Here is a 20,850-nt window from a genome sequence, read left to right as displayed (position 1 = left end):
ATGCGCTACGATATTCGCCTTCGCATCGGCTACGACTATGCCCTGCCCGTTCGCAGCGCCCGCCATCTCCTGCGCGTCGCGCCGCGCAACGACCGTGGGCAGGCGGTCCATGCCCTGTCGCTCGATATCGTGCCGAAAACGGACGAGACCATCGAGGAGCTCTGCTTTTTCGGCAACCGCACGCAGCACCTCCTGATGAACCAGCCGCATGGCGCACTGTCGGTCGAGATGCGGGCGCGCGTCGAAGTCCGGCGCGTGGAGCCCGATCTTTCCCACGGGCCGGCGCTTGCGCCCCTGGCGGACCTTGCGCGGCAATGCCGCGCCGAAAACGGCCAGAGCCCCATATTCCAGCTACCCGCCAGCCGCATGGTTTCACCCCTGCCGGAAGCCGGCGTCTTCGTGTCCGAAAGCCTGTCGGGCCTGTCGCCCGGCCTCGGCGTCCTTGCCGTCGCGCGGCGGATCGCCGGCGAGTTCGCCTACCAGCCGGGCTTTTCGTCGCTGTCCACGACGCCGGCGCAAACCCTGTCCAGCCGGCGCGGCGTCTGTCAGGACTTCGCCCACCTGATGATCGCGGGCCTTCGGCAGGTCGGCATTCCGGCGGCCTACGTTTCGGGCTTCCTTCGGACGGATCCGCCGCCCGGCCAGCCGCGCATCGAGGGGGCGGACGCGATGCACGCCTGGATCGAGGCGTGGCTCGGGCCCGAACTCGGCTGGGTCGGCTTCGACCCGACCAATGGCTGCCTGGCAGGCGAGGGTCATGTCGCCGTGGCCTTCGGCCGCGACTATGCCGATGTCGCGCCCGTTGCCGGCGTCGTCACCACCACCGGCGCGCAGGCTGCGCGCCACGCGGTCGACGTCGTTCCCGAATACGAGCCGCCGGCGCCGTGGCAGGCTTCCCTCGCCGCCGCGTGACACGGCCCGCCCGTCCGTAAAAAGCAGTTTCTGTTTGGCCCCGGATTGAATATATGCGGGCCATGAGCACCAAGACCGCCCTCGACCGTATCCGCAACTTTTCCATCGTCGCCCATATCGACCATGGAAAGTCCACGCTGGCCGACCGCCTCATCCAGATGACGGGCGGCCTCGATACGCGCGAGATGAAGGATCAGGTGCTCGATTCGATGGACATCGAGCGGGAGCGCGGCATCACCATCAAGGCGCAGACGGTGCGCCTGCATTACACGGCTCGCGACGGGCAGATGTACGTGCTGAACCTCATCGACACGCCGGGCCATGTCGACTTCGCCTACGAAGTCTCGCGCTCGCTCTCGGCCTGCGAGGGTGCGCTGCTGGTGGTCGATGCGGCGCAGGGCGTTGAAGCGCAGACGCTTGCCAACGTCTATCTGGCGCTCGACGCCGACCTAGAGATCGTGCCCGTCCTCAACAAGATCGACCTTCCTGCCGCCGAGCCCGACCGCGTGAAGGAGCAGATCGAGGAGGTCATCGGCCTCGACGCCTCGGACGCGGTGATGATCTCGGCCAAGTCTGGCCTCGGCATCGACGAGGTGCTGGAAGCCATCGTGACGCGGCTGCCGTCCCCCAAGACGGGCGACCGCTCCGCGCCCCTGAAGGCCATGCTGGTCGATAGCTGGTACGACGCCTATCTCGGCGTGGTCGTGCTGGTGCGCGTCATCGACGGCGAGATGAAGAAGGGCCAGACCATCCGCATGATGGGCACCGACGCGAAATATCCGGTGGACCGGGTCGGCGTCTTCACCCCCAAGATGGTCTCCGTCGACGCGCTCGGCCCCGGCGAGATCGGCTTCATCACCGCCTCCATCAAGGAAGTGGCCGATACCCGCGTCGGCGATACGATCACCGAGGACAAGCGCCCCACGGCCGAGATGCTGCCCGGCTTCCAGCCGGCCCAGCCGGTAGTGTTCTGCGGCCTGTTTCCCGTCGATGCCGCCGACTTCGACGATCTGCGCGCCGCCATGGGCAAGCTGCGCCTCAACGATGCGTCCTTCTCGTTCGAGATGGAGTCCTCCGCCGCGCTCGGCTTCGGCTTCCGTTGCGGCTTTCTCGGCCTCCTGCATCTGGAGATCATCCAGGAGCGGCTCAGCCGCGAATTCGATCTGGACCTGATCGCGACGGCGCCTTCGGTGGTCTACACCATCCGCATGACGGACGGCTCGGAAATCCAGTTGCACAACCCCGCCGACATGCCAGACGTCGTGCGCATCGACACGATCGAAGAGCCGTGGATCCGCGCCACGATCCTGACGCCGGACGATTACCTCGGCAACATCCTGCAGCTCTGTCAGGAGCGGCGCGGCATCCAGGTGGACCTGTCCTATGTGGGCAAGCGCGCCATGGTCACCTACGAGCTGCCGCTGAACGAAGTCGTCTTCGACTTCTACGACCGGCTCAAATCCATCTCCAAGGGCTATGCGTCCTTCGACTACCAGATGGTGGACTACCGCGAGGGCGACCTCGTCAAGATGGGCATCCTCGTGAATGCGGAGCCGGTCGACGCCCTGTCCATGCTGGTCCACCGCAGCCAGGCCGAGCGGCGCGGACGCGCCATGTGCGAAAAGCTCAAGGAGCTGATCCCGCAACATCTGTTCAAGATTCCGATCCAGGCCGCCATCGGCGGCAAGGTCATCGCCCGCGAGACAATCTCCGCCCTCCGCAAGGACGTGACCGCCAAATGCTACGGCGGCGACGCCACCCGCAAGCGCAAGCTGCTCGACAAGCAGAAGGAGGGCAAGAAGCGCATGCGGCAGTTCGGCAAGGTGGAGATTCCGCAGGAAGCGTTCATCGCCGCCCTCAAGATGGACAGCTGAGCGGAGCCTGGCCCTTGCCCCCGATCTCCGGCACCGTGGCGTCCGGCACCCATGCCGGGCTCGACTTCGGCACGACCAACTCCACGCTCGGCATCGCGGCGCGCGGCGGCGCCCCGCGCCTGCTACCCGTCGAGGGCGAGGCGCTGACCATCCCCTCGGCGCTGTTCTTCAGCCTGGAGGACGGCCGGACCTATTTCGGCAGGCAAGCCGTATCTGAATATGTCGAGGGTGCGGAAGGCCGCTTCATGCGCGCCTTGAAAAGCATTCTCGGCACCTCGCTCATGAACGAGACGACGCTTGTCGGGCGCGAGCGCAAGAGCTTCCAGGACCTGATCGGGCGTTTCCTGCGCCACATGCGGGAACGGCTGGAAGCGGCGGGCGTGCAGGCGGACAAGGTTGTGCTGGGGCGCCCGGTGCACTTCGTCGACGACGATCCGGCCGCCGACGCCAAGGCAGAGGCGCAACTGGCCGCCGCGGCGCGTGCGGAAGGCTTCGCCCATGTCGAGTTCCAGTTCGAGCCGGTCGCCGCCGCGCTGTACCGGGAGTCTCTGCTGCATGCCGAAGAACTGGCCCTGATCGTCGATGTCGGCGGCGGCACGTCCGATTTCTCGGTCGTTCGCCTGTCGCCGGAGCGCGCCCTCGCGCATGACCGGTCGGCCGATATCCTGGCTTCCACCGGCGTGCATGTCGGTGGCACCGATTTCGACCGGCTGCTGAGCATCCGGCAGGTCATGCCGCATTTCGGCCTGGGCAGCCTGTATGCCGACGGCAAGCGCAGCCTGCCCGTCTGGTATTTCAACGACATGGCGACGTGGCATCGCATCAACCTGCTCTACACGCCCAAGGTGCTGCGGGACATCCGCGATCTGGAACGCGCGGCGGCCGAGCCCGAGCGCCTGGACCGGTTTCGTCACCTCGTCGAACATCGCTCCGGACATCGGCTGGCCGGCGCCGTCGAGGCCGGCAAGATCCGGCTGACGGACGCGCCGGAAACCCGGATCGTCCTAGACGAACCCGGTCTGGACTTCGCCCTGTCCGTCTCACGGACGGCCTTCGAGGACGCCACGCGCGAACTGGTCGGAAGGATCGAAGCCAGCCTTGCCGAGGCCCTGGCAAGCGCGGGCGTTGCGGCAAGCGCGGTCGACAGCGTCATCCTGACCGGCGGCGGCGCGGAAGTGCCTGCCGTGCGCACGGCCGCCACGGCCTCCCTTCCGCACGCGCAGGTCATCCGTTCCGACGCCTTCGGCAGCGTCGGCCTCGGCCTTGCGCTGGATGCCGCGCGACGGTTTGGATAAACCTTCCCTTCCGAATGCAAGGCCCGGCGATTCGAGAAGAAGCCGGGCCACCAAGGAAGGAAACCCATGACACTGACGCTCGACCACGCCCGCAAGATCATCTCGGCCAGCCTTGCCAAGGCAGCCGAAGGCAAGTTCAAGCCGCTGACCGTGGCCGTTCTGGATGCCGGCGGCGCCCTGATCGCCCTGGAACGCCAGGACGGCACGTCCCGCATGCGCCCCGACATCGCCATCGGCAAGGCCAATGGCTGCATCGCGATGGGCGTCGGTTGCCGCGCCCTTTTCGACCGGGCGGAGAAGCAGCCCTTTTTCATCCAGGCCATGAACAGCCTTGCCGGCGGCAGCCTCGTGCCGGTGCCGGGCGGCGTCCTGATCCGCAAGGATGGCGCGATCGTCGGCGCGGTCGGCATTACCGGCGACACATCCGACAATGACGAGATCGCCGCCATCGCCGGCATCGAGGCGGCGGGCTTTACGGCCGACGCCGGCTGACCCGATGGCGCCGGACATCGCCTTCCAGGACCTCGTCCGGCTTGCCCTGCGGCAGGCCGGGGATGGCCGGCGCATCATCGTCGCCCTTGCCGGACCGCCCGGGGCCGGCAAATCGACGGTCGCGGACCGCCTGGCACGCTCGTTGAATACGGCAAGCCCCGGCATCGCCGCCCTGTTTCCGATGGACGGCTACCATTTCGACGACGCCATACTGAACGCACGCGGACACCGCCCGCGCAAGGGCGCTCCGCACACCTTCGATCTCGGCGGCTATCGCGCGATGCTCGACAGGCTGCGCGCCGATGACGCGAGCGATATTGCCGTGCCCGTCTTCGACCGTACGCTGGAGATCGCCCGTGCCGGCGCGGACATCGTGCCCGGCTCGGCCCGGATCGTCGTGACCGAGGGAAACTACCTGCTTCTCGATGCCGACGGCTGGCGCGAACTGCGCAGCCGCTTCGACATCGCCGTATTCGTCACCGCGCCGCTGGACATCATTACGGAGCGCCTTCGCCAACGGTGGCTCGGCTTCGACTACGACGACGCCGCGCTTGTTTCGAAGATGGAGGGCAACGATCTTCCAAACGTCCGGCTGGTGATGGGCTCCAGCATGGAAGCCGATTTCGCGCTGTCGACCGACGGGCCTGAATTGGTCTAGCCACTTGCCCTCACGCCATGCTTCGCCCTATTGAACCTCCGATCGGATCAAGATGGGTAGGAGCGAGCATGATCGACCTTTCGGGTAAGACGGCCTTCATAACGGCGGCAGCGCAGGGCATCGGCAGGGCCACGGTGGAACTGTTCGCCGCGGCGGGGGCGCGGGTGATCGCCTCCGACATCAACGAGGCGGCATTGGCCGATCTTTCCGCGATCGCCGGCGTGGAGACGCTGACGCTCGACGTTCTGGACGCGGGCGCCGTGGAGGCCGCCGCGGTTGAGGCAGGCCGGATCGACGTCCTCTTCAACTGTGCCGGCGTCGTCCATTCGGGCGCAATCCTGGAATGTACCGACAAGGATCTGGACTTCGCCTTCGACCTGAACGTCCGCGCCCAGATGCACACGATCCAGGCGATCCTGCCGGGCATGCTGGAGCGTGGCGATGGCTGCATCATCAACATGGCGTCCGTCGCCTCCAGCGTGAAGGCGGTGCCGAATCGCTTTGCCTACAGCGTCACCAAGGCTGCCGTAATCGGCCTGACCAAATCTGTCGCGGCCGACTATGTCGGAAAGGGGATCCGCTGTAACGCCATATGCCCCGGCACGGTCGATTCCCCCTCCCTGCAGGAACGCCTGCGCGCCGGGGGCGACTATGAGGCCGCCCGCGCCGCCTTCATCGCGCGCCAGCCCATCGGCCGCATCGGCCAGCCCGAAGAGATCGCGGCCCTGGCGCTGCACCTGGCGACCGCCACCTACACGACCGGCCAGATCCACGTCATCGACGGCGGCTGGACGGCCTGACGCCTCAGGGGCGGGGTCGTGCCCCGGCCACGCCCCGCCGTGGTTACAGGCGCCTCCGGTTCTCGCGCCACCAGATATAGAGTCCGCTGGCGATCAGGATAGCCGTTCCCGCCAGCGTCAGCGGATGCATCGGGTCGCCGAACCAGAAGATGCTGAGCAGCGCCGAGAACATCACCTGGGAATACAGGAACGGCGACAGAAGCGAGGCCGGGGCGAACGAGAACGCCTTCACCAGCACGGTATGGCCCAGGGCGCCGAACGCACCCATCACCAACATCAGCGCCCATTGCCGGGGTTCCGGCGTCTGCCAGGCGGGCAGCACGACGAAGCACATGATGACCATGCCTGCGGCGGTCGTGTTGAACTGCGTTACCGCAGGGCTTTCGGCATGCGCCAGATGGCGCGTCATCATCAGGTACACCGAATTGCTGACGACGGCGGCCAGCGGCAGCAGAAGCCATGGATCGGTGCGGCCGAGTTCCGGACGCACCACGAGCAGAACGCCGACGAAGCCCGCCACCACCGCGGTGACGCGATGGATGCCGATCGTTTCCTTCAGCACCAGGACGGACAGCAGGGTCACGAAGACGGGCGAGAAGAACAGGACGGCGGTCGCGTCGGCCAGCGGCACGCGCGCGATGGCCATGTACATCAGCAGCGTCGACGAAAGCAGGCACATGCCCCGGACGAACTGCAGCACGGGGTGACGCGACCTGAGATAGCCGAAGCCGCCGCTACGGGCGGTCAGGATGCCGCCGACCAGAAGCGTATGGAAGACGTAGCGCCCCCACACAACCTGCATGACGGGCAGCGTTCCCGTCAGGCTCTTGGCCACGGCATCCATGGACGAGAAGATCATGCCGGCAAACAGGGTCAGCAGTATGCCGCCGAGTATGGATGTGGACGCTGTCTGGCTGGGCATGTCGATGATACGGGAGGTCGCTTCGGATCCCTCCCATAAAGCCTGTTTGCCTTACCATTGGAATGATTATTGCGCACAAAGCGCAGAATTCCGCTTCCGTCAGGCCGTAAGTGCCAATGCGCTGGCGGTTTCGCCACCCCCGATGATCATGGGCTGACGCCACACGACGCCGCGTGGGGCATCGAAGCGCCGGAATTCCTTCCAGTCGTGGCCCGCGCCCTGGCGCGTCAACACGGTGCCGCCCGTTGCCTGCACCAGGGGCACGCCGCCGGCGACATCCCATATATTGGGCGAGTCGAACCGTGCGCCCGCAAGAAGCCCGGCCGCCACGAAAGCGCATTCCGCAGCCGCCGAGCCGGTCTGCCGCGCCTCGTAGCCGAGGCTCATGTCGGTCATGAGGTTCGGCATGGCCACGATGCGCCGCTTGACCGCGGAACGGTCCACCGCCTCGATGCGAGCCCCGTCGAAGAACAGGGCGCCGCCGCTGGTCGCATGGTAGACCCCCGGCCGCAGCGCGTGGCTGGTCGAGCACCAGACCGCGCCGACGATGGGGTCGCCCTTGTGCACCAGGCCGATCGAGGCCGCAAAGATGGGAAAGCCGTTGACGAAATTTGCCGTTCCGTCGACGGGGTCGATCACCCAGGTGTAATCGCATGGCGGCAGGTCGCCTCCGCCTTCCTCTTCGCCGACGATGCCATGCGTCGGATAGCGCTCGGCAAGGCGCTCGCGCAGCACCGCCTCGACGGCGCTGTCGATTTCGGACACCGGGTCGCGGAACTCCGCCTCGGCCTCTTCCTCGCGGGAGAGTTTCTTGTACTTGACGGCCAGGGCCGTACCGAGGGAGGCGATGATGCGGTCGCCGGCCAGTTGCGCCAGTTCGACGGCAAGGCTCTCCAGATCGCGGAGATCGTCTTGGGCTCGGCTCATTTGATTTCCTCGATCCTCACCCGCCCCGCGACGATCTCGATATCGTGCAGGTTGCCGGTGCCACGCCCATGGCGGGTCACGTTCATCGCGCCTGCGGCCGTCGCCAGTTTCAGGCAGGCGTCCGGCTCGTCCCCGCGTGAGAGTGCGACGGCAAGGGCGGCCGTCATGGAGTCGCCGGCGCCGCTGTGGTCGCGCGGGGTCAGTTGCGGAGCCTTCGCCTCCCAGAACCGGTCTTGCATGAGGGCCAGCGCACCGGCCCCGGCACAGGAGACGACGATATTGTCGGCCTTCTTGCGCAGGCCCTCCATGGCCTTCATCAGGCTTTTCCGGCTATCGTCCTTGGCAAGGCCGGCCGCCTGCAGTTCCTCGTGGCTGACCTTTATGAGCGTCAGGCCCTCCTCGATGGCGTCCAGGACCGTGCCCGCGATATCGGCGACGGAGACGACGTCGTTGGCCTTCAGGTCGCGGGCCAGCCGCGTGTAGATTTCCACCGGCAGGACTTCCCCGTCGGGCACGCCGGTCACGATCATCGTGCCGCAGCGTATGCCCTCGGCCAGCGCCGCATTATAGAGGTCGTCCACCTCGTGGCGGTCCAGCCGGGGCGGCGGCACGGTGGCGATTTCCTTGCGCTCGCCGCCGCGCCTGTCGTTGATGTATCCGCCATTGGCGTGGCGGATGGGCACGGCGCGCATGTCCAGCCCTTCGGACCGCACCAGGGCCTCGATCAGGGTGCGCGCCTCGCCGCCCACCGGCCCGACGAGCAGCGCCTTGCCGCCCAGTTCGGCGGCCATGCGCGCGGCCCATACGCCCTGGCCCCCGGCATGGAAATAGACTTCGTCCTCGCCGCTGGCCAGTTTCTCGATGGTGATGGTGAAAAGCGGCCATGGCGCGAAGACCGCGATCTCGGCCGAAGCCTGTCGTTTGCGCGCTACAGTATCGCTTGGCATGATTTTCCCGCGGTTGTTTCGCCGACCAGAGGAAGCGACAAACCACCGCATCGGTTGCCCGACCCGTATAAAAAACCCCGGCTCGACCGGCCGGGGTCAGGTCAATTCTAGTTGACTCGGCGTGCTTTCTCGACCGCCTCCTCGCACACCTCGACATGTTTGAGGAGTGCGTCATTGGACAGGATCGCCGCGATGCTGCGGATATTGCGACCCTGCATTTCCGGGGTTTCCTGCACCTTCTGCAACCGGACGAGAAGTTCGGCTCTGCTCATCGTCGTCTCTCCTTTCGCTTCAAGTCCTCGGATTGGCCGGCCGATCAGCCGTGCGCCGCCCGGACCTCCCGGTCCATGACCGGCTCGGCCGTCGGCAGCTCGATATCCACCTCCAGCATGGAGATGGCGTCACCGCGATCCATCGAAACCTTGACCTTCTCGCGGTCGATGGACACGTGCTTGGCGATGACCGCCAGGATCTCCTCGCGCAGGATGTTCACGAGGTCCGACTGGCCCACCGCCGCCCGCTCGTGCGCCAGCAGGACCTGCAGGCGCTCGCGCGCCGCCGGCGCGGTATTGCGTCGGGCAAAGAGGTTGAAAAGGTTCATGCCGCCCTCCTGCCGAAGAGTTTGCCGAGAAGGCCGCGCTTGTCGGTCGGCACGATCATCGGCACGGCATCGCCGTTCAGGCGGCGGGCGGCGTCCATGTAGGCGCGCGCCGGGGCGCTGTTGGCATCCGACAGGGTGACGGGCGTTCCGAGGTTGGAGGCGCGCAGCACCTCGGCGCTTTCCGGAATGATCCCGAGCAGCGGAATGGAGAGAATCTCCAGCACGTCCTCGACCTTGAGCATGTCGCCGCGCTCGGCGCGCATCGTGTCGAAACGGGTGAGCAGCAGGTGCTTCTCGATCCGCTCGCCGCGCTCGGCGCGTTCGGTCTTGGAGTCGAGCAAGCCGATGATGCGGTCGGAATCGCGGACCGACGACACTTCCGGATTGGTGACGACGACCGCGATGTCGGCATGGCGCATGGCCAGCGTGGCGCCGCGCTCGATGCCGGCCGGGCTGTCGCAGATCACCCAGTCGAACTGCTCCTTCAACTCGCCCATCACGCGCTCGACGCCCTCGGTGGTGAGGTTGTCCTTGTCGCGCGTCTGCGAGGCGGGCAGCAGGTGCAGCGTATCGACGCGCTTGTCGCGGATCAGCGCCTGGGGCAGCTTGGCGTCACCCTGCACCACGTTTATGAGATCGTAGACGACGCGGCGTTCGGCGCCCATCACCAGATCCAGGTTGCGAAGTCCGACGTCGAAATCGACGACCACGACCTTCTGGCCGCCCTGCGCAAGCGCGGCGCCCAGCGCGGCGGTCGAGGTCGTCTTTCCGACTCCCCCCTTGCCCGACGTCACTACCAGAACTTTTGCCATTATCGACGTCCTTTCGTTCAAGCCAGAACGGCTGCCTTCAATACATCTCCGTCCAGCCAGACCTGCACGGCCTGTCCCCGGAGTTTCTGTTCCATGTCTTCCGCGGTCTTGTAGAGGCCGTCGATCGCGATCAGCTCGGCCTCGAGCCTGCGGCAGAAGATGCGTGCCTTCGGATTGCCGGCGGAACCGGCCAGCGCGCGTCCGCGAAGCGCGCCGTAGACGTGGATGGAGCCGCCGGCAACGATCTCCGCCCCGGACGATACGGACCCGAGTACGGTCACGTCCCCCTCGGGATGGATGATCGACTGGCCCGAGCGCACGCTCTCCTCGACGATCAGCGTGGAGTTTCCCTGCGGCGCGACATAGACGCTGGCGGCGGTGTCGCGCGCGGGCTCGGCACGCGGCTTCGCACCGGCCGCCGGCGCCGCGCTGTCTTCCGGCACCTCGACGTCCGCAGCGGGGCGGCCGCCGCGCATCTCGGGCGGCATGCCGGGCCCCAGCAGGGAAGGCTTGGCGCCTTCGATGCCCATGATCCTGACGTTGCGCCTGGCCAGTTCGTCGATCAACGCCTGCAGGGTATCGCGCGTGATCGGCAAGCCGGCGACGTCCAGCACGATGGGCCGGCTCAGGAAGAAGCCGGTGGAGCGCCGGGCAAGGTCATCCAGTTCGTGGAGCCAATCCTCGAAGGGCAGCTCCGGCGAAAGGACGAGCGCCAGAAAGGACCGTCCGCGCAGGCGGATTGCTTTGCGACTGGTCAAGGTTTCATTCATCTTGGTTAACGAGTGGTTTCCATGGTGTACGCCTCCACGGTTAACACCCGGTTAATTCCCGAACCTTGCGCCTTTGCACCGCCGACGGTTTTTTTGTGTACGCGCGGCGCTTCAGGCGACGCCGGCGCGCAGCAGGTCCAGCGTGCGGATGAAGCCGACCGGGCGCATGCCGTCCACGACGAAGAGAGCCCCGATCTTGCGGGCTTCCATCAGCTTCAGCGCCTCGGCGGCCAGGGTGGACGCGCCGACGACGATCGGTCCGTGCGTCATGACTGCGGATACGTTGCGCTGGGCGAGGTCGGGCGACAGATGACGTCGCAGGTCGCCGTCCGTGATCATCCCGGCAAGGTTGCCGGCATCATCGACGATGCCGACCGCACCGAAACCATGGGCCGACATGACGCGGACGGCCTGCGAGATATCGGCTGCGAGACCCGTCAGCGGCAGCGACTGCCCCGTGTGCATGAGGTCGCCCACCGTCTGCAACTGGGCGCCCAGCTTGCCGCCGGGGTGGAATATCTTGAAATCGTCCGGAGAGAAGCCGCGGTCCTCGATCAGCGCCACGGCGATGGCGTCGCCGATCGCCAGTTGCATGAGGGTGGAGGTCGTCGGCGCAAGGTTGTGCGGGCATGCCTCCCGCACGCGGGGCAGGACGAGCGCAACGCTCGACGCCATCGCGAGCGTGCTGTCGCCGGCCGAAGTCAACGAGATCAAGGGCACTTCGAAGCGCTTGGCATAGGTGATCGTCTGCGCCAGTTCGCTGGTCTCGCCAGACCAGGACAGCGCCATGATGACATCCGTCCTGTCGATCATGCCGAGATCGCCGTGGTTCGCCTCGGTCGGGTGGAGATGGTAGGCGGGCGTACCGGTAGAGGCGAACGTGGCCGCGAGCTTGCGGGCGATATGCCCGCTCTTGCCGACGCCGGTGACGATCAGGCGGCCCGGCCGCGCCCGGATCAGCGCAACCGCCTCCGCTATGGCCTGTCCCAGCGGCCCGTTCCGGATATCGGCGGACAGGAGATCGAAACCGTCGCTTGCGGCCGAAAGACTGCGGAGCGCCGAGCCTGTGATGGCCAGCGAACGTTCTTCAGCGTGTGACATCGGGCCTTCCGGGCTGCTCTCAGCTGTTCTCGTAGAACAGATCCTGCCCCAGATAGCAGTGCGCGACGCGGCGTTCCAGCGCCGTGCCGTCATAACTGAAGATGATGCGCGTCAATTCCAGGAGGGCCTCTCCCGCCGGCACACCGAAAGAGCGGGCATCATCCGCGTCTGCCTGAATCGGCTTGATCGTCTCGGTCATCCGGACGGCCAGGCTGTGGGCGAACCAGCGCCCCTCCGCGGCTTCCATCAGGGCAGCCTTGCCACGTGCGCCGGCCGGCGGCACGAACGGGCTCTGCGCGATCTCCGTCAGGAAGATGCGCTCGCCATACCGGCGCTGCCGCCGCATCGTCAGGATATCGCTGCCCGGATCGATCTTCAGGTCGGCAGCGACGGCAGCGTCCGCCTTGGACATGGATGCTTCGATCAGTTCGAGCTCGCCGGCGACGCGCTCGCCGGCGCCGTCGATGAAGGTGACGAAGCGCCGGGACGCCTCTTCGCCGGACGCGTCCAGGATCAACGTTCCCTTGCCTTGGGAACGATCGAGTACGCCATACTGATCGAGAATGTCGAAGGCGCGGCGCACCGTGCCGATGGAGAGACCGAGTTCGCGGGATATTTCCGTCTCGCTGGCTATGAATTGACCAGCCGGCCAGACGCCAGAGACTATTCGACCTATGAAGTCGTCAACGACCTGCAGATACAAGGGCCTAAGATCGAAAGTCTTGAGGCTCATTTTACTCCCTATGTGCCGTAAAATTCCGTCGTGCGTTATAGCACGTCGAAAAAATGTTGAAAGTCCTTACAATTCAATAAATTACGAATGTTAAGTGTATATTTGTTTATAGAAATATAACCGTCAGTAGTAATGTTGATCCGGCAATTTTACCTTCGTATGCGGCGTCATTCCGGCAGGACGCCACAACGCCAGATCCGGGCCGTCGCCTCGGAAATTCGGCGCTGCGATCTTTCATTTTCAATCGATTAGAATTACCTTCGCCGATGGGTCGCCCTATAACCGACTCAAGGATTGCAGCAGGATTCCCATTCGTGACCAGCCATATCATCCCGGTAGAGAGTTTCGACTACGTTGTTTTCGGGGGCAACGGCGACCTGGCGGAACGCAAGCTTCTGCCTGCCCTTTACCATCGCGACCTCGACGGTCAGCTCCCTGCCGATTCCCGGATCATCGGCGCATCGCGGACGGCGCTCGGGGACGAGGAATACCGTGCCTTCGCACGCGAGGCGATCGACCGTTTCGTCGCCGCGGAAGACCATGACGAGGCCGCCATAGAACGCTTCATCGGCCGGCTCTTCTACCTGAAGGTCGATGCGCGGGCGGATGGCGGCTGGGACGAGCTGAAGACGCTGCTGGACCAGGCGCCGCCGAGCCGGATCCGCGCCTTCTACCTTGCCGTGGGGCCATCGCTGTTCGGCGATTTCGCCATGCGCATCCGCAGCTTCGGCCTCGTCAACGACCGCACCCGGCTAGTTGTCGAAAAGCCGGTCGGGCGCGACCTCGAATCCGCTCGCGAGCTGAACCGGATCATCGGCGAGCATTTCGAGGAACATCAGGTCTTCCGCATCGATCATTATCTCGGCAAGGAGACGGTGCAGAACCTGATGGCCCTGCGCTTTGCCAACATGCTCTACGAGCCGTTGTGGAACTCGGCCTTCGTGGACCACGTACAGATCACCGTCGCCGAATCGGTCGGCCTCGAAGGGCGGGCGGGCTACTACGACAAGGCCGGCGCGCTGCGCGACATGGTGCAGAACCATATCGTGCAGCTGATGTGCCTGGTGGCGCTTGAGCCGCCGGGCGCCATCGACGGCAATGCCCTGCGCGACGAGAAGCTGAAAGTGCTGCGGGCGCTGAAGCCCATCGACGCACGCAACGTCGAGCATGTCACCGTGCGCGGCCAGTACCGGTCGGGCGCCTCGAACGGCGGACCCGCCAAGAGCTATCTCGAGGATCTGGGCGAAGAATCCAGCAACACCGAGACGTTCGTCGCCATCAAGGCCGAGATCAACAACTGGCGCTGGGCCGGCGTGCCTTTCTACCTGCGCACCGGAAAGCGCCTGACGCAGCGTATGAGCGAGATCGTCGTGACCTTCCGGCCCATTCCGCACAACATCTTCGGCGGGGCGGCCGGCCACGTGCAGCAGAATCAGCTCGTGCTTCGGCTGCAGCCGGACGAAGGCGTGAAGCAGTGGCTGATGATCAAGGACCCCGGCCCCGGCGGGATGCGCCTGCGCCACGTGCCGCTGGACATGAGCTTCGCCCAGTCCTTCGGCGTCCGGAACCCGGACGCCTACGAGCGGCTGCTGATGGATGTCATCCGCGGCAACCAGACGCTGTTCATGCGGCGCGACGAAGTGGAGGCGGCCTGGGAATGGGTCGGCCCCATCCTGTCCGCCTGGGAAGAGAAGGACATCCGCCCGCAGGGTTATACGGCCGGCACATGGGGCCCCTCCGGCTCCATCGCGCTCATCGAGCGCGACGGCAGAACCTGGCACGAGCCGGAGTAGGGACGAGCCATGGATCTGCGCTTCCACGAATATCCGACGCGTGAGGCCCTGGCCGAAGGGCTGGCCACGGGCCTAGCCGCCGTACTCGCAACTGCGATCGACGCACGGGGCGCCGCGTCCCTGGCCGTGTCCGGCGGCTCGACACCGCGCCTCCTGTTCGAGCGACTGTCGCAGGCCGACATCGAATGGGACAAGGTGTGCGTCTTCCTCGTCGACGAACGTTGGGTGGACGAGGACAACGAACGGTCCAACGCGCGCCTCGTCCGCAACGGACTTCTCCGTGGCAGGGCCGCCAGGGCGCGCTTCGAACCCTTCTTCATACCGGGCCGGACCGCCGAAGAAGCCGCGCCGGACCTGTCGGAGCGGTTCGGCGTTCTGGCGCGGCCCCTCGACGCGGCCATCCTGGGCATGGGCAATGACGGCCACACCGCGTCGTTCTTTCCCGGCTCCGAACAGCTCGGCGCCGCGCTCGCGCCCACCGACGGCGCCGCCGTCGTCGCCGTGGAGGCGCCCGGCGCCGCAGAACCGCGCGTCACGCTGACCCTGCCCCTTCTCCTGTCGGCGCATTTCCTGGCGCTGCACATCGAGGGCGAGGACAAGAGGGAAACCCTTGGGCTGGCGCTGGCCGACGGACCGCTGGAAGAAATGCCCGTACGGGCGGTCCTGCGGCAGGACGGCCGCGACGACCTGCAGATATTCTGGGCCCGCTGAGGAGGTTCCGATGAGTGCCGACAAACGCCTCCTTGCAATTACCGACCGTATCCGCGAACGCTCGGTCGCCGCACGCGAGGCCTATCTTGCCCGCGTCCTGGCCCGCGCCGAATCGCGGCCGCGCCGATCCGCGCTCGGGTGCGGCAACCTCGCCCACGGCTTCGCTGCCTGCGGAACCGGCGACAAGGCGCTCCTGAAAGGTGACGCGGCCCCCAATCTCGGCATCGTCACGGCCTATAACGACATGCTGTCGGCGCACCAGCCATACGAGCGGTATCCCGACATCATCCGGCGGGCAGCCCGCGACATGGGCGCGACGGCTCAAGTGGCCGGCGGCGTGCCCGCCATGTGCGACGGCGTCACGCAGGGCGAGGCCGGCATGGAGCTTTCGCTGTTCTCGCGCGATGTCATAGCGCTGTCGGCCGCTGTCGGCCTGAGCCACGACATGTTCGACGCGGCGGTCTATCTGGGCGTCTGCGACAAGATCGTGCCGGGCCTCGTCATCGCCGCGCTCACCTTCGGCCATCTGCCGGCGGTCTTCGTGCCGGCCGGTCCCATGACGTCGGGCCTGCCCAACGACGAGAAGGCGCGGGTGCGCCAGCTCTATGCGGAAGGCAAGGTCGGCCGCGACGAATTGCTCGAGGCGGAATCGAAATCCTATCACGGGCCGGGCACCTGCACCTTCTACGGCACGGCCAACTCCAACCAGATGCTCATGGAGATCATGGGCCTGCACCTGCCCGGCAGTTCCTTCGTCAATCCGAATACGCCCCTGCGCGACGCCCTCACCCGCGAAGCCGCTCAGCGCGCACTGGCCATCACCGCCCTGGGCAACGAGTATACGCCCGTCGGGGTGATGGTGGACGAACGCACCATCGTCAACGGCGTCGTCGGGCTGCACGCCACCGGCGGCTCCACAAACCATACGCTGCATCTGGTCGCGATGGCGGCGGCAGCGGGCATCACGCTGACATGGCAGGATATCTCCGACCTGTCGGATATAACCCCGCTGCTGGCGCGCGTGTATCCGAACGGGTTGGCCGACGTGAATCATTTCAACGCAGCAGGCGGCATGGGCTTCCTGATCCGCGAGTTGCTGGGCGCCGGTCTCCTGCACGAGGATGTCCGCACGGCTTATGGAATGGGCCTGTCGGCCTACACGGTCGAGGCCAGGCTGGCGGCGGACGGCGTGGGCGTGGAGCGCGTCGCCGCCCCAGCCGAAAGTCTGGACTCCAAGGTTCTGGCGCGCGCGGACACGCCGTTCTCGTCCAATGGCGGGTTGCGCGTTCTCGACGGCAATGTCGGCAAGGCGGTCATCAAGGTCTCGGCGGTCAAGCCCGAGCGGCGGATCGTCACCGCGCCCGCCCGCGTCTTCGACGGACAGGAAGCCGTGCAGCGCGCCTTCCGCGCCGGCGAGCTGACGGGCGACTTCATCGCGGTCGTCCGGTATCAGGGCCCGTCGGCGAACGGCATGCCCGAGCTGCACAAGCTGACGCCGACGCTGGGAGTTCTCATGGATCGCGGCCAGAGTGTCGCCCTGGTCACGGACGGCCGCATGTCGGGCGCGTCCGGCAAGGTGCCTGCGGCCATTCACGTCACGCCGGAAGCCAAGGAGGGCGGCGTCATCGGTCGTATCCGCGACGGCGACCTGATCCGGCTGGACGCCGAGGCCGGTACGCTGGAACTGCTCGTCGATCCGGCCGAGCTGGCGCTCCGCGAGGTTGCCGCCCCGGACCTGACCGCCAACGATTATGGCGTCGGCCGCGAATTGTTCGGCATCTTCCGGTCAATGGTCGGCCCCGCCTCGAAAGGTGCGACCGTCTTCTGAGCCGGTCGCGACGCGTCCTCCTTCCTTGATGGATGGAAACGCTCTAGAATGAAGGCATGGCCGGGGCGGTCTCCGATCGTCCCGACCATTCGTCGCAATGCGTACGGGGCCGGTCGCGCCTTCGGCGCCTCGATTCCGGAAGGCCATGTTCGACACGAAGCCGCATCTGCCGCGCGGGTCGCTCCGCTCACTCGGTATCGTCCACGACGTGATGGTTGCCGCGTTGTCGATGGCGCTGTCGATGGGCCTCGCCTGGAACTTCAACGCCTTTGCCGTCTACTGGCAGCTCTGGGCGATCGTCGGCAGCTTCGCCCTCCTGTCGGCGCTGATGTTTCCGCTGTTCTCCCTGAACAGCGGCGCGTGGCGCTATGCCTCGCTGCTCGACGTGGTCTCGATCGTCAAGGCCGTCACCGCCATCGTGACGGTCTTCCTGCTGGGGCACTTCATCCTGTTTCGCGGCGCCTTCCTGCCGCGTTCAGCACTGGTGATGTGCTGGTTCATCATGATCGTCGGGCTGGGCGGACCGCGCCTCATCTACCGCCTGTCCAAGGAGCGCGGTTTCAACGAGACGGCGACGCGGCCGATCGGCATCGGCAAGGTCGAGCATATCGTGCTCTACGGCTTCAACGACAATGCGGACCTGTTCATCCGCAATGCCCGCCGCTCGCAGCCCAACACCCACATCGTCGCCATCCTGGACCCACGGCCCAAGAACTGGCGCCGCCGCCTGCACGGAGTCCGGGTCGTGGGGGATCTGTCGTCTCTCACCACCCTGGCCCGCAAGAACGAGCTGTCGGCCAGCCCCATCTCGCAGATCGTCGTCACGCAGACCAACCTGCCGCCCCTCGACATGTCCGACGTGGTGGAAGCGGCAGCCCCGCTGAAGATCGCCGTCAAGCGCCTGCCCGACATCTCGAAGGCCGGCGGCGTCGACAGCGAGGCGCCCATCGAGGCGCTGCCCGTCTCGCTGGAAGACCTGCTCGGCCGCCGCGAAGTGAACCTGGAAATCCGCGAAGTCGCGCAGCTGATCAACGACCGCGCCATCGCCGTCACCGGCGCGGGCGGCAGCATCGGGTCGGAACTCTGCAAGCAGATCGCGGCCTTCCAGCCCAGGAAGCTGCTGCTGATCGACAGTTCCGAGTTCAACCTCTATTCCATCGGGCGCCAGCTTGCGGCTTCCTTCCCGGGCGTGGAGACGGAAGAGCGGATCCTCGACGTCCGCATGGCCGACCGTGTTCTTGCGGCATTCACCGCCTTCAAGCCGGATGTCGTCTTCCACGCCGCAGCCCTGAAGCATGTGCCGCTGGTGGAGCACAACCCGGTCGAAGGAATAGAAACGAACCTGCTCGGCACCCGCAACGTCGCCGACGCCGCCCTGGCGTCCGAAGCGGCCGCCTTCGTGATGGTATCCACCGACAAGGCGGTCAACCCCGCCAATGTCATGGGCGCCACCAAGCGCGCGGCCGAGGCCTATTGCCAGGCGCTCGACCTTTCGGGCAGCGCCACCCGCTTCATGACGGTCCGCTTCGGCAACGTGCTCGGCTCGGCCGGCTCGGTCATCCCCCTGTTCCAGTCGCAGTTGCAGCGCGGCGGCCCGCTGACGGTCACCCATCCCAAGATCACCCGGTTCTTCATGACCATCCCGGAGGCCTGCCGGCTGATCCTGCATGCCGCGGGGCACGGTGTTGCGGCGCGCACCGAGCGGGGTCGGATCTTCGTGCTGGACATGGGCGAGCCCATCCTGATCGCCGAGCTGGCCGAAAGGCTGATCCAGCTTGCCGGCCTGCGCCCCGGCGTCGATATCGCCATCGAATATATTGGCCTGCGCCCCGGCGAGAAGCTTTACGAGGAACTGTTCGGCGACGGCGAGATCATCGAGCGGACCGGGCGCGACGGGCTGCTGGCGGCCAGCTCCCGCGTGTCGGACACATCGTTCCTGAAGCGGAATTTCGAAGCCCTGGAAAAGGCGATCCGCGCCAACGACGCCTGCCGCGCCATCGCGCTCCTGTCGCATATCGTCCCCGATTACCGCCCCGCGCAGGGCGAGCGTCCGGGGCTGACCGACAATGCGGGCACGGCGCCGTCGCTTCCCGCGCCGCCGGCGTCCTGACATGCCGGTCTGAAAGGCGTTTCCGTTCCCATGGAGAATGGAAGCGCTTCAGCTAAAGTCGGTACGGCCCGTTACGCTCGTCGTGGCGGCGCTGCAACTCTTCGGCACTCAAGATCCGCGCCGCGCCGCCTCCATCCAGTTGTGCCTGTCGCCGCGCCGTCATCTCGCGCAGTTCGCGGCGCAGCCGCTCGCGGCGGCGGAGAACCTCTTCGTCCGCCGGCCGTTCGCCGGTCGCTTCGGCCTGCCGGTCCTGCCGAGGATCGGTCTGTGGGCCTGGGTCACGCGGCGCTTCGGCGGTTTCGGCCGGAGCTGAAAGCCGCAACGCGTCGCCGCGCCGCGCCAGATCGACCGGCGCATAGGATACGTCCGACAGCACCATCTCCGGCCGGCGCGCGCCCTGCCCGATGGCGCGCGAAAGGCCGAAAACCGCAAGAATGAAGAGCCCGGCCAGGATGCCCCCGGCCGCCCCCATAACGGCGTAGGCCGCCTCCGACGGGCCATCGCGCATGGCGGGCGGCTCGGCCGCGATGACCATGGTCACCGGGGCCGATGCCGGACGGCGAGCCAATTCGTCCAGCGAGGCGTCGGCCTCCGACAGCGCGGCCCGCAGCCGGTCCACCTCGGCCGCTTCCGGGGCGGGGTCTGCCGCAGCCGCTTCGACGGGGGAAGGCCGGACCGGGGCGGTCCTGGCGGCATCAATGGCCGCCTGTCGCTCCGCCGCCAGGCGGGTCGCCTCCTGCCGGGTCGCGGCCTCTGCCGCGGCCAACCGCCTTGCGGCCTCCACGCGCCGCGGATGCCGAGGCCCATAGGTTCGCGACAGAAGGCCGAGTTCGGCGGCCGCCGCATCCCGCCTTTCGGACAAGGTGCGGACGCTTTCAGGCAGGTCGCCGCCGCCGGGCTCGCCGGCGCCGGCCCGCTGCAGCGCAGCCAGTTGCCGCTGCAGGCGCGACATCTCTGCATCCGGCGCGTCGGCATCGATCGACGGTCCGGCCGCGGGCCGCGCCATGGCCAGCGCGGATTCGGCTTGCGCCAGGGCGGACTGCGCCTCACGCACCCGACGCTCCGCTTCCTCCCGCTCCGCCGTGCGCCGGCCTTCGGCGTCACGCGCCTCGCGATCTGCGAAGGCGCGTGCGATGGCATCGGCCTCCTTTGCCGCGGCCCCGGCCGTCGCGGCCCGCACGAGGATATCGGCCGTCAATTCCCCGGGCGGGCTGTGAACGGTCACCCGGCTGCGCAGGTCCGCCGGATCCGAAGACGCCGCGGCCAGGACGTCATCCCCCGTGATCTGCGCAAGCTTCCCGCGCAGGCGCGGCATCAGGATCGCGTCGTCCCCACCCTCTTCGGCGCGGTAGGCATCCGGCTCCAGCGCGATGCGCGCAACCGCCGAGTAGACCGGATCGGACAGTCGATCGAAGGCCATGCCCGCGACGGCTCCGAGTGCGGCGGCGACAAGCAGGACGACGCCCCAGCGCAAGGCGGCGGGCGGGCGCTTCCGCGCTGTACCGTCGGGGTGCGGCGGGGTGTTACGGGGCATGAAGCGGGTCCTGGATGATGCGGCGCGTGC

At 66.8% G+C, this 20,850-nt stretch carries 20 protein-coding genes; 10 read left to right on the top strand and 10 right to left on the bottom strand.

The window, feature by feature from the left end:
• The 6 genes from NDN16_RS10825 to NDN16_RS10800 all read left to right on the top strand — a co-directional run bounded on the left by NDN16_RS10825 (window position 1) and on the right by NDN16_RS10800 (window position 6,031).
• Window positions 1-912 carry a transglutaminase family protein gene (locus NDN16_RS10825; RefSeq protein ID WP_251113632.1) on the top strand — a complete coding sequence of 304 codons (912 nt, stop codon included), beginning with the start codon at window positions 1-3 and terminating at the stop codon, window positions 910-912.
• Between the two features lie 62 nt (window positions 913-974).
• Window positions 975-2,786, top strand: a complete 1,812-nt coding sequence (lepA, locus tag NDN16_RS10820) for a translation elongation factor 4 (protein ID WP_251113631.1) — start codon at window positions 975-977, stop codon at window positions 2,784-2,786.
• 14 nt (window positions 2,787-2,800) lie between these two features.
• Window positions 2,801-4,081 carry an Hsp70 family protein gene (locus tag NDN16_RS10815; protein ID WP_251113630.1) on the top strand — a complete coding sequence of 427 codons (1,281 nt, stop codon included), beginning with the start codon at window positions 2,801-2,803 and terminating at the stop codon, window positions 4,079-4,081.
• A 66-nt stretch (window positions 4,082-4,147) separates the two neighbouring features.
• Window positions 4,148-4,573 carry a GlcG/HbpS family heme-binding protein gene (locus NDN16_RS10810; protein ID WP_251113629.1) on the top strand — a complete coding sequence of 142 codons (426 nt, stop codon included), beginning with the start codon at window positions 4,148-4,150 and terminating at the stop codon, window positions 4,571-4,573.
• A gap of 4 nt (window positions 4,574-4,577) precedes the next feature.
• Complete coding sequence (locus NDN16_RS10805) at window positions 4,578-5,231, top strand: nucleoside/nucleotide kinase family protein (RefSeq protein WP_251113628.1); 654 nt, start codon at window positions 4,578-4,580, stop codon at window positions 5,229-5,231.
• A 68-nt stretch (window positions 5,232-5,299) separates the two neighbouring features.
• A complete protein-coding gene (locus NDN16_RS10800; RefSeq protein ID WP_251113627.1) occupies window positions 5,300-6,031 on the top strand; it encodes an SDR family oxidoreductase in 732 nt (243 codons plus the stop codon).
• A 43-nt stretch (window positions 6,032-6,074) separates the two neighbouring features.
• Here NDN16_RS10800 and NDN16_RS10795 read toward each other — a convergent pair whose 3' ends face one another.
• The 9 genes from NDN16_RS10795 to NDN16_RS10755 all read right to left on the bottom strand — a co-directional run bounded on the left by NDN16_RS10795 (window position 6,075) and on the right by NDN16_RS10755 (window position 12,844).
• A complete protein-coding gene (locus tag NDN16_RS10795; RefSeq protein WP_251113626.1) occupies window positions 6,075-6,953 on the bottom strand; it encodes a DMT family transporter in 879 nt (292 codons plus the stop codon).
• 99 nt (window positions 6,954-7,052) lie between these two features.
• Complete coding sequence (locus NDN16_RS10790) at window positions 7,053-7,880, bottom strand: inositol monophosphatase family protein (RefSeq protein ID WP_251113625.1); 828 nt, start codon at window positions 7,878-7,880, stop codon at window positions 7,053-7,055.
• Window positions 7,877-8,827 carry a 1-phosphofructokinase family hexose kinase gene (locus tag NDN16_RS10785; protein WP_251113624.1) on the bottom strand — a complete coding sequence of 317 codons (951 nt, stop codon included), beginning with the start codon at window positions 8,825-8,827 and terminating at the stop codon, window positions 7,877-7,879. The genes NDN16_RS10790 and NDN16_RS10785 overlap by 4 nt, the downstream gene beginning before the upstream one ends.
• Window positions 8,828-8,934: 107 nt before the next feature.
• Entirely contained in the window at window positions 8,935-9,099 is a 165-nt protein-coding gene (locus NDN16_RS10780) for a hypothetical protein (protein WP_192388162.1), read from the bottom strand.
• A 44-nt stretch (window positions 9,100-9,143) separates the two neighbouring features.
• Window positions 9,144-9,428, bottom strand: coding sequence for a cell division topological specificity factor MinE (gene minE / locus NDN16_RS10775; protein WP_251113623.1), 285 nt, complete (start codon window positions 9,426-9,428; stop codon window positions 9,144-9,146).
• Window positions 9,425-10,240 (bottom strand): septum site-determining protein MinD, encoded by an 816-nt coding sequence (minD, locus tag NDN16_RS10770; protein ID WP_251113622.1) that lies wholly within the window; start codon window positions 10,238-10,240, stop codon window positions 9,425-9,427. Before minD ends, minE begins: the two co-directional genes overlap by 4 nt.
• Before the next feature lie 17 nt (window positions 10,241-10,257).
• Window positions 10,258-11,010, bottom strand: a complete 753-nt coding sequence (gene minC, locus NDN16_RS10765; RefSeq protein ID WP_251113621.1) for a septum site-determining protein MinC — start codon at window positions 11,008-11,010, stop codon at window positions 10,258-10,260.
• A gap of 111 nt (window positions 11,011-11,121) precedes the next feature.
• The gene (locus NDN16_RS10760; RefSeq protein WP_251113620.1) at window positions 11,122-12,111 is read right to left on the bottom strand and encodes a KpsF/GutQ family sugar-phosphate isomerase; all 990 of its coding nucleotides are present in this window, start codon (window positions 12,109-12,111) and stop codon (window positions 11,122-11,124) included.
• Window positions 12,112-12,130: 19 nt separating this feature from the next.
• On the bottom strand, window positions 12,131-12,844 hold the full coding sequence (locus NDN16_RS10755) for a GntR family transcriptional regulator (protein WP_251113619.1): 714 nt from the start codon (window positions 12,842-12,844) through the stop codon (window positions 12,131-12,133).
• A gap of 314 nt (window positions 12,845-13,158) precedes the next feature.
• Here NDN16_RS10755 and zwf point away from each other — a divergent pair, with 314 nt between their 5' ends.
• The 4 genes from zwf to NDN16_RS10735 all read left to right on the top strand — a co-directional run bounded on the left by zwf (window position 13,159) and on the right by NDN16_RS10735 (window position 19,286).
• A complete protein-coding gene (gene zwf, locus NDN16_RS10750) occupies window positions 13,159-14,637 on the top strand; it encodes a glucose-6-phosphate dehydrogenase (protein WP_251113618.1) in 1,479 nt (492 codons plus the stop codon).
• A 9-nt stretch (window positions 14,638-14,646) separates the two neighbouring features.
• Window positions 14,647-15,348 (top strand): 6-phosphogluconolactonase, encoded by a 702-nt coding sequence (gene pgl / locus NDN16_RS10745; protein WP_251113617.1) that lies wholly within the window; start codon window positions 14,647-14,649, stop codon window positions 15,346-15,348.
• 10 nt (window positions 15,349-15,358) lie between these two features.
• The gene (edd, locus tag NDN16_RS10740; protein WP_251113616.1) at window positions 15,359-17,176 is read left to right on the top strand and encodes a phosphogluconate dehydratase; all 1,818 of its coding nucleotides are present in this window, start codon (window positions 15,359-15,361) and stop codon (window positions 17,174-17,176) included.
• Between the two features lie 145 nt (window positions 17,177-17,321).
• Window positions 17,322-19,286, top strand: coding sequence for a polysaccharide biosynthesis protein (locus tag NDN16_RS10735; protein WP_251113615.1), 1,965 nt, complete (start codon window positions 17,322-17,324; stop codon window positions 19,284-19,286).
• Between the two features lie 52 nt (window positions 19,287-19,338).
• Here the strand turns inward: NDN16_RS10735 and NDN16_RS10730 are convergent, their stop codons facing one another.
• Complete coding sequence (locus NDN16_RS10730) at window positions 19,339-20,820, bottom strand: hypothetical protein (RefSeq protein WP_251113614.1); 1,482 nt, start codon at window positions 20,818-20,820, stop codon at window positions 19,339-19,341.
• Between the last annotated feature and the right edge of the window lie 30 nt (window positions 20,821-20,850).

Source organism: Aureimonas altamirensis (genome assembly GCF_023702225.1).
GTDB classification, from domain to species: domain Bacteria; phylum Pseudomonadota; class Alphaproteobacteria; order Rhizobiales; family Rhizobiaceae; genus Aureimonas; species Aureimonas altamirensis_B.
The sequence above is the reverse complement of the archived record's forward strand: the minus strand, read 5'-3'. Positions and strand labels throughout refer to the sequence as shown.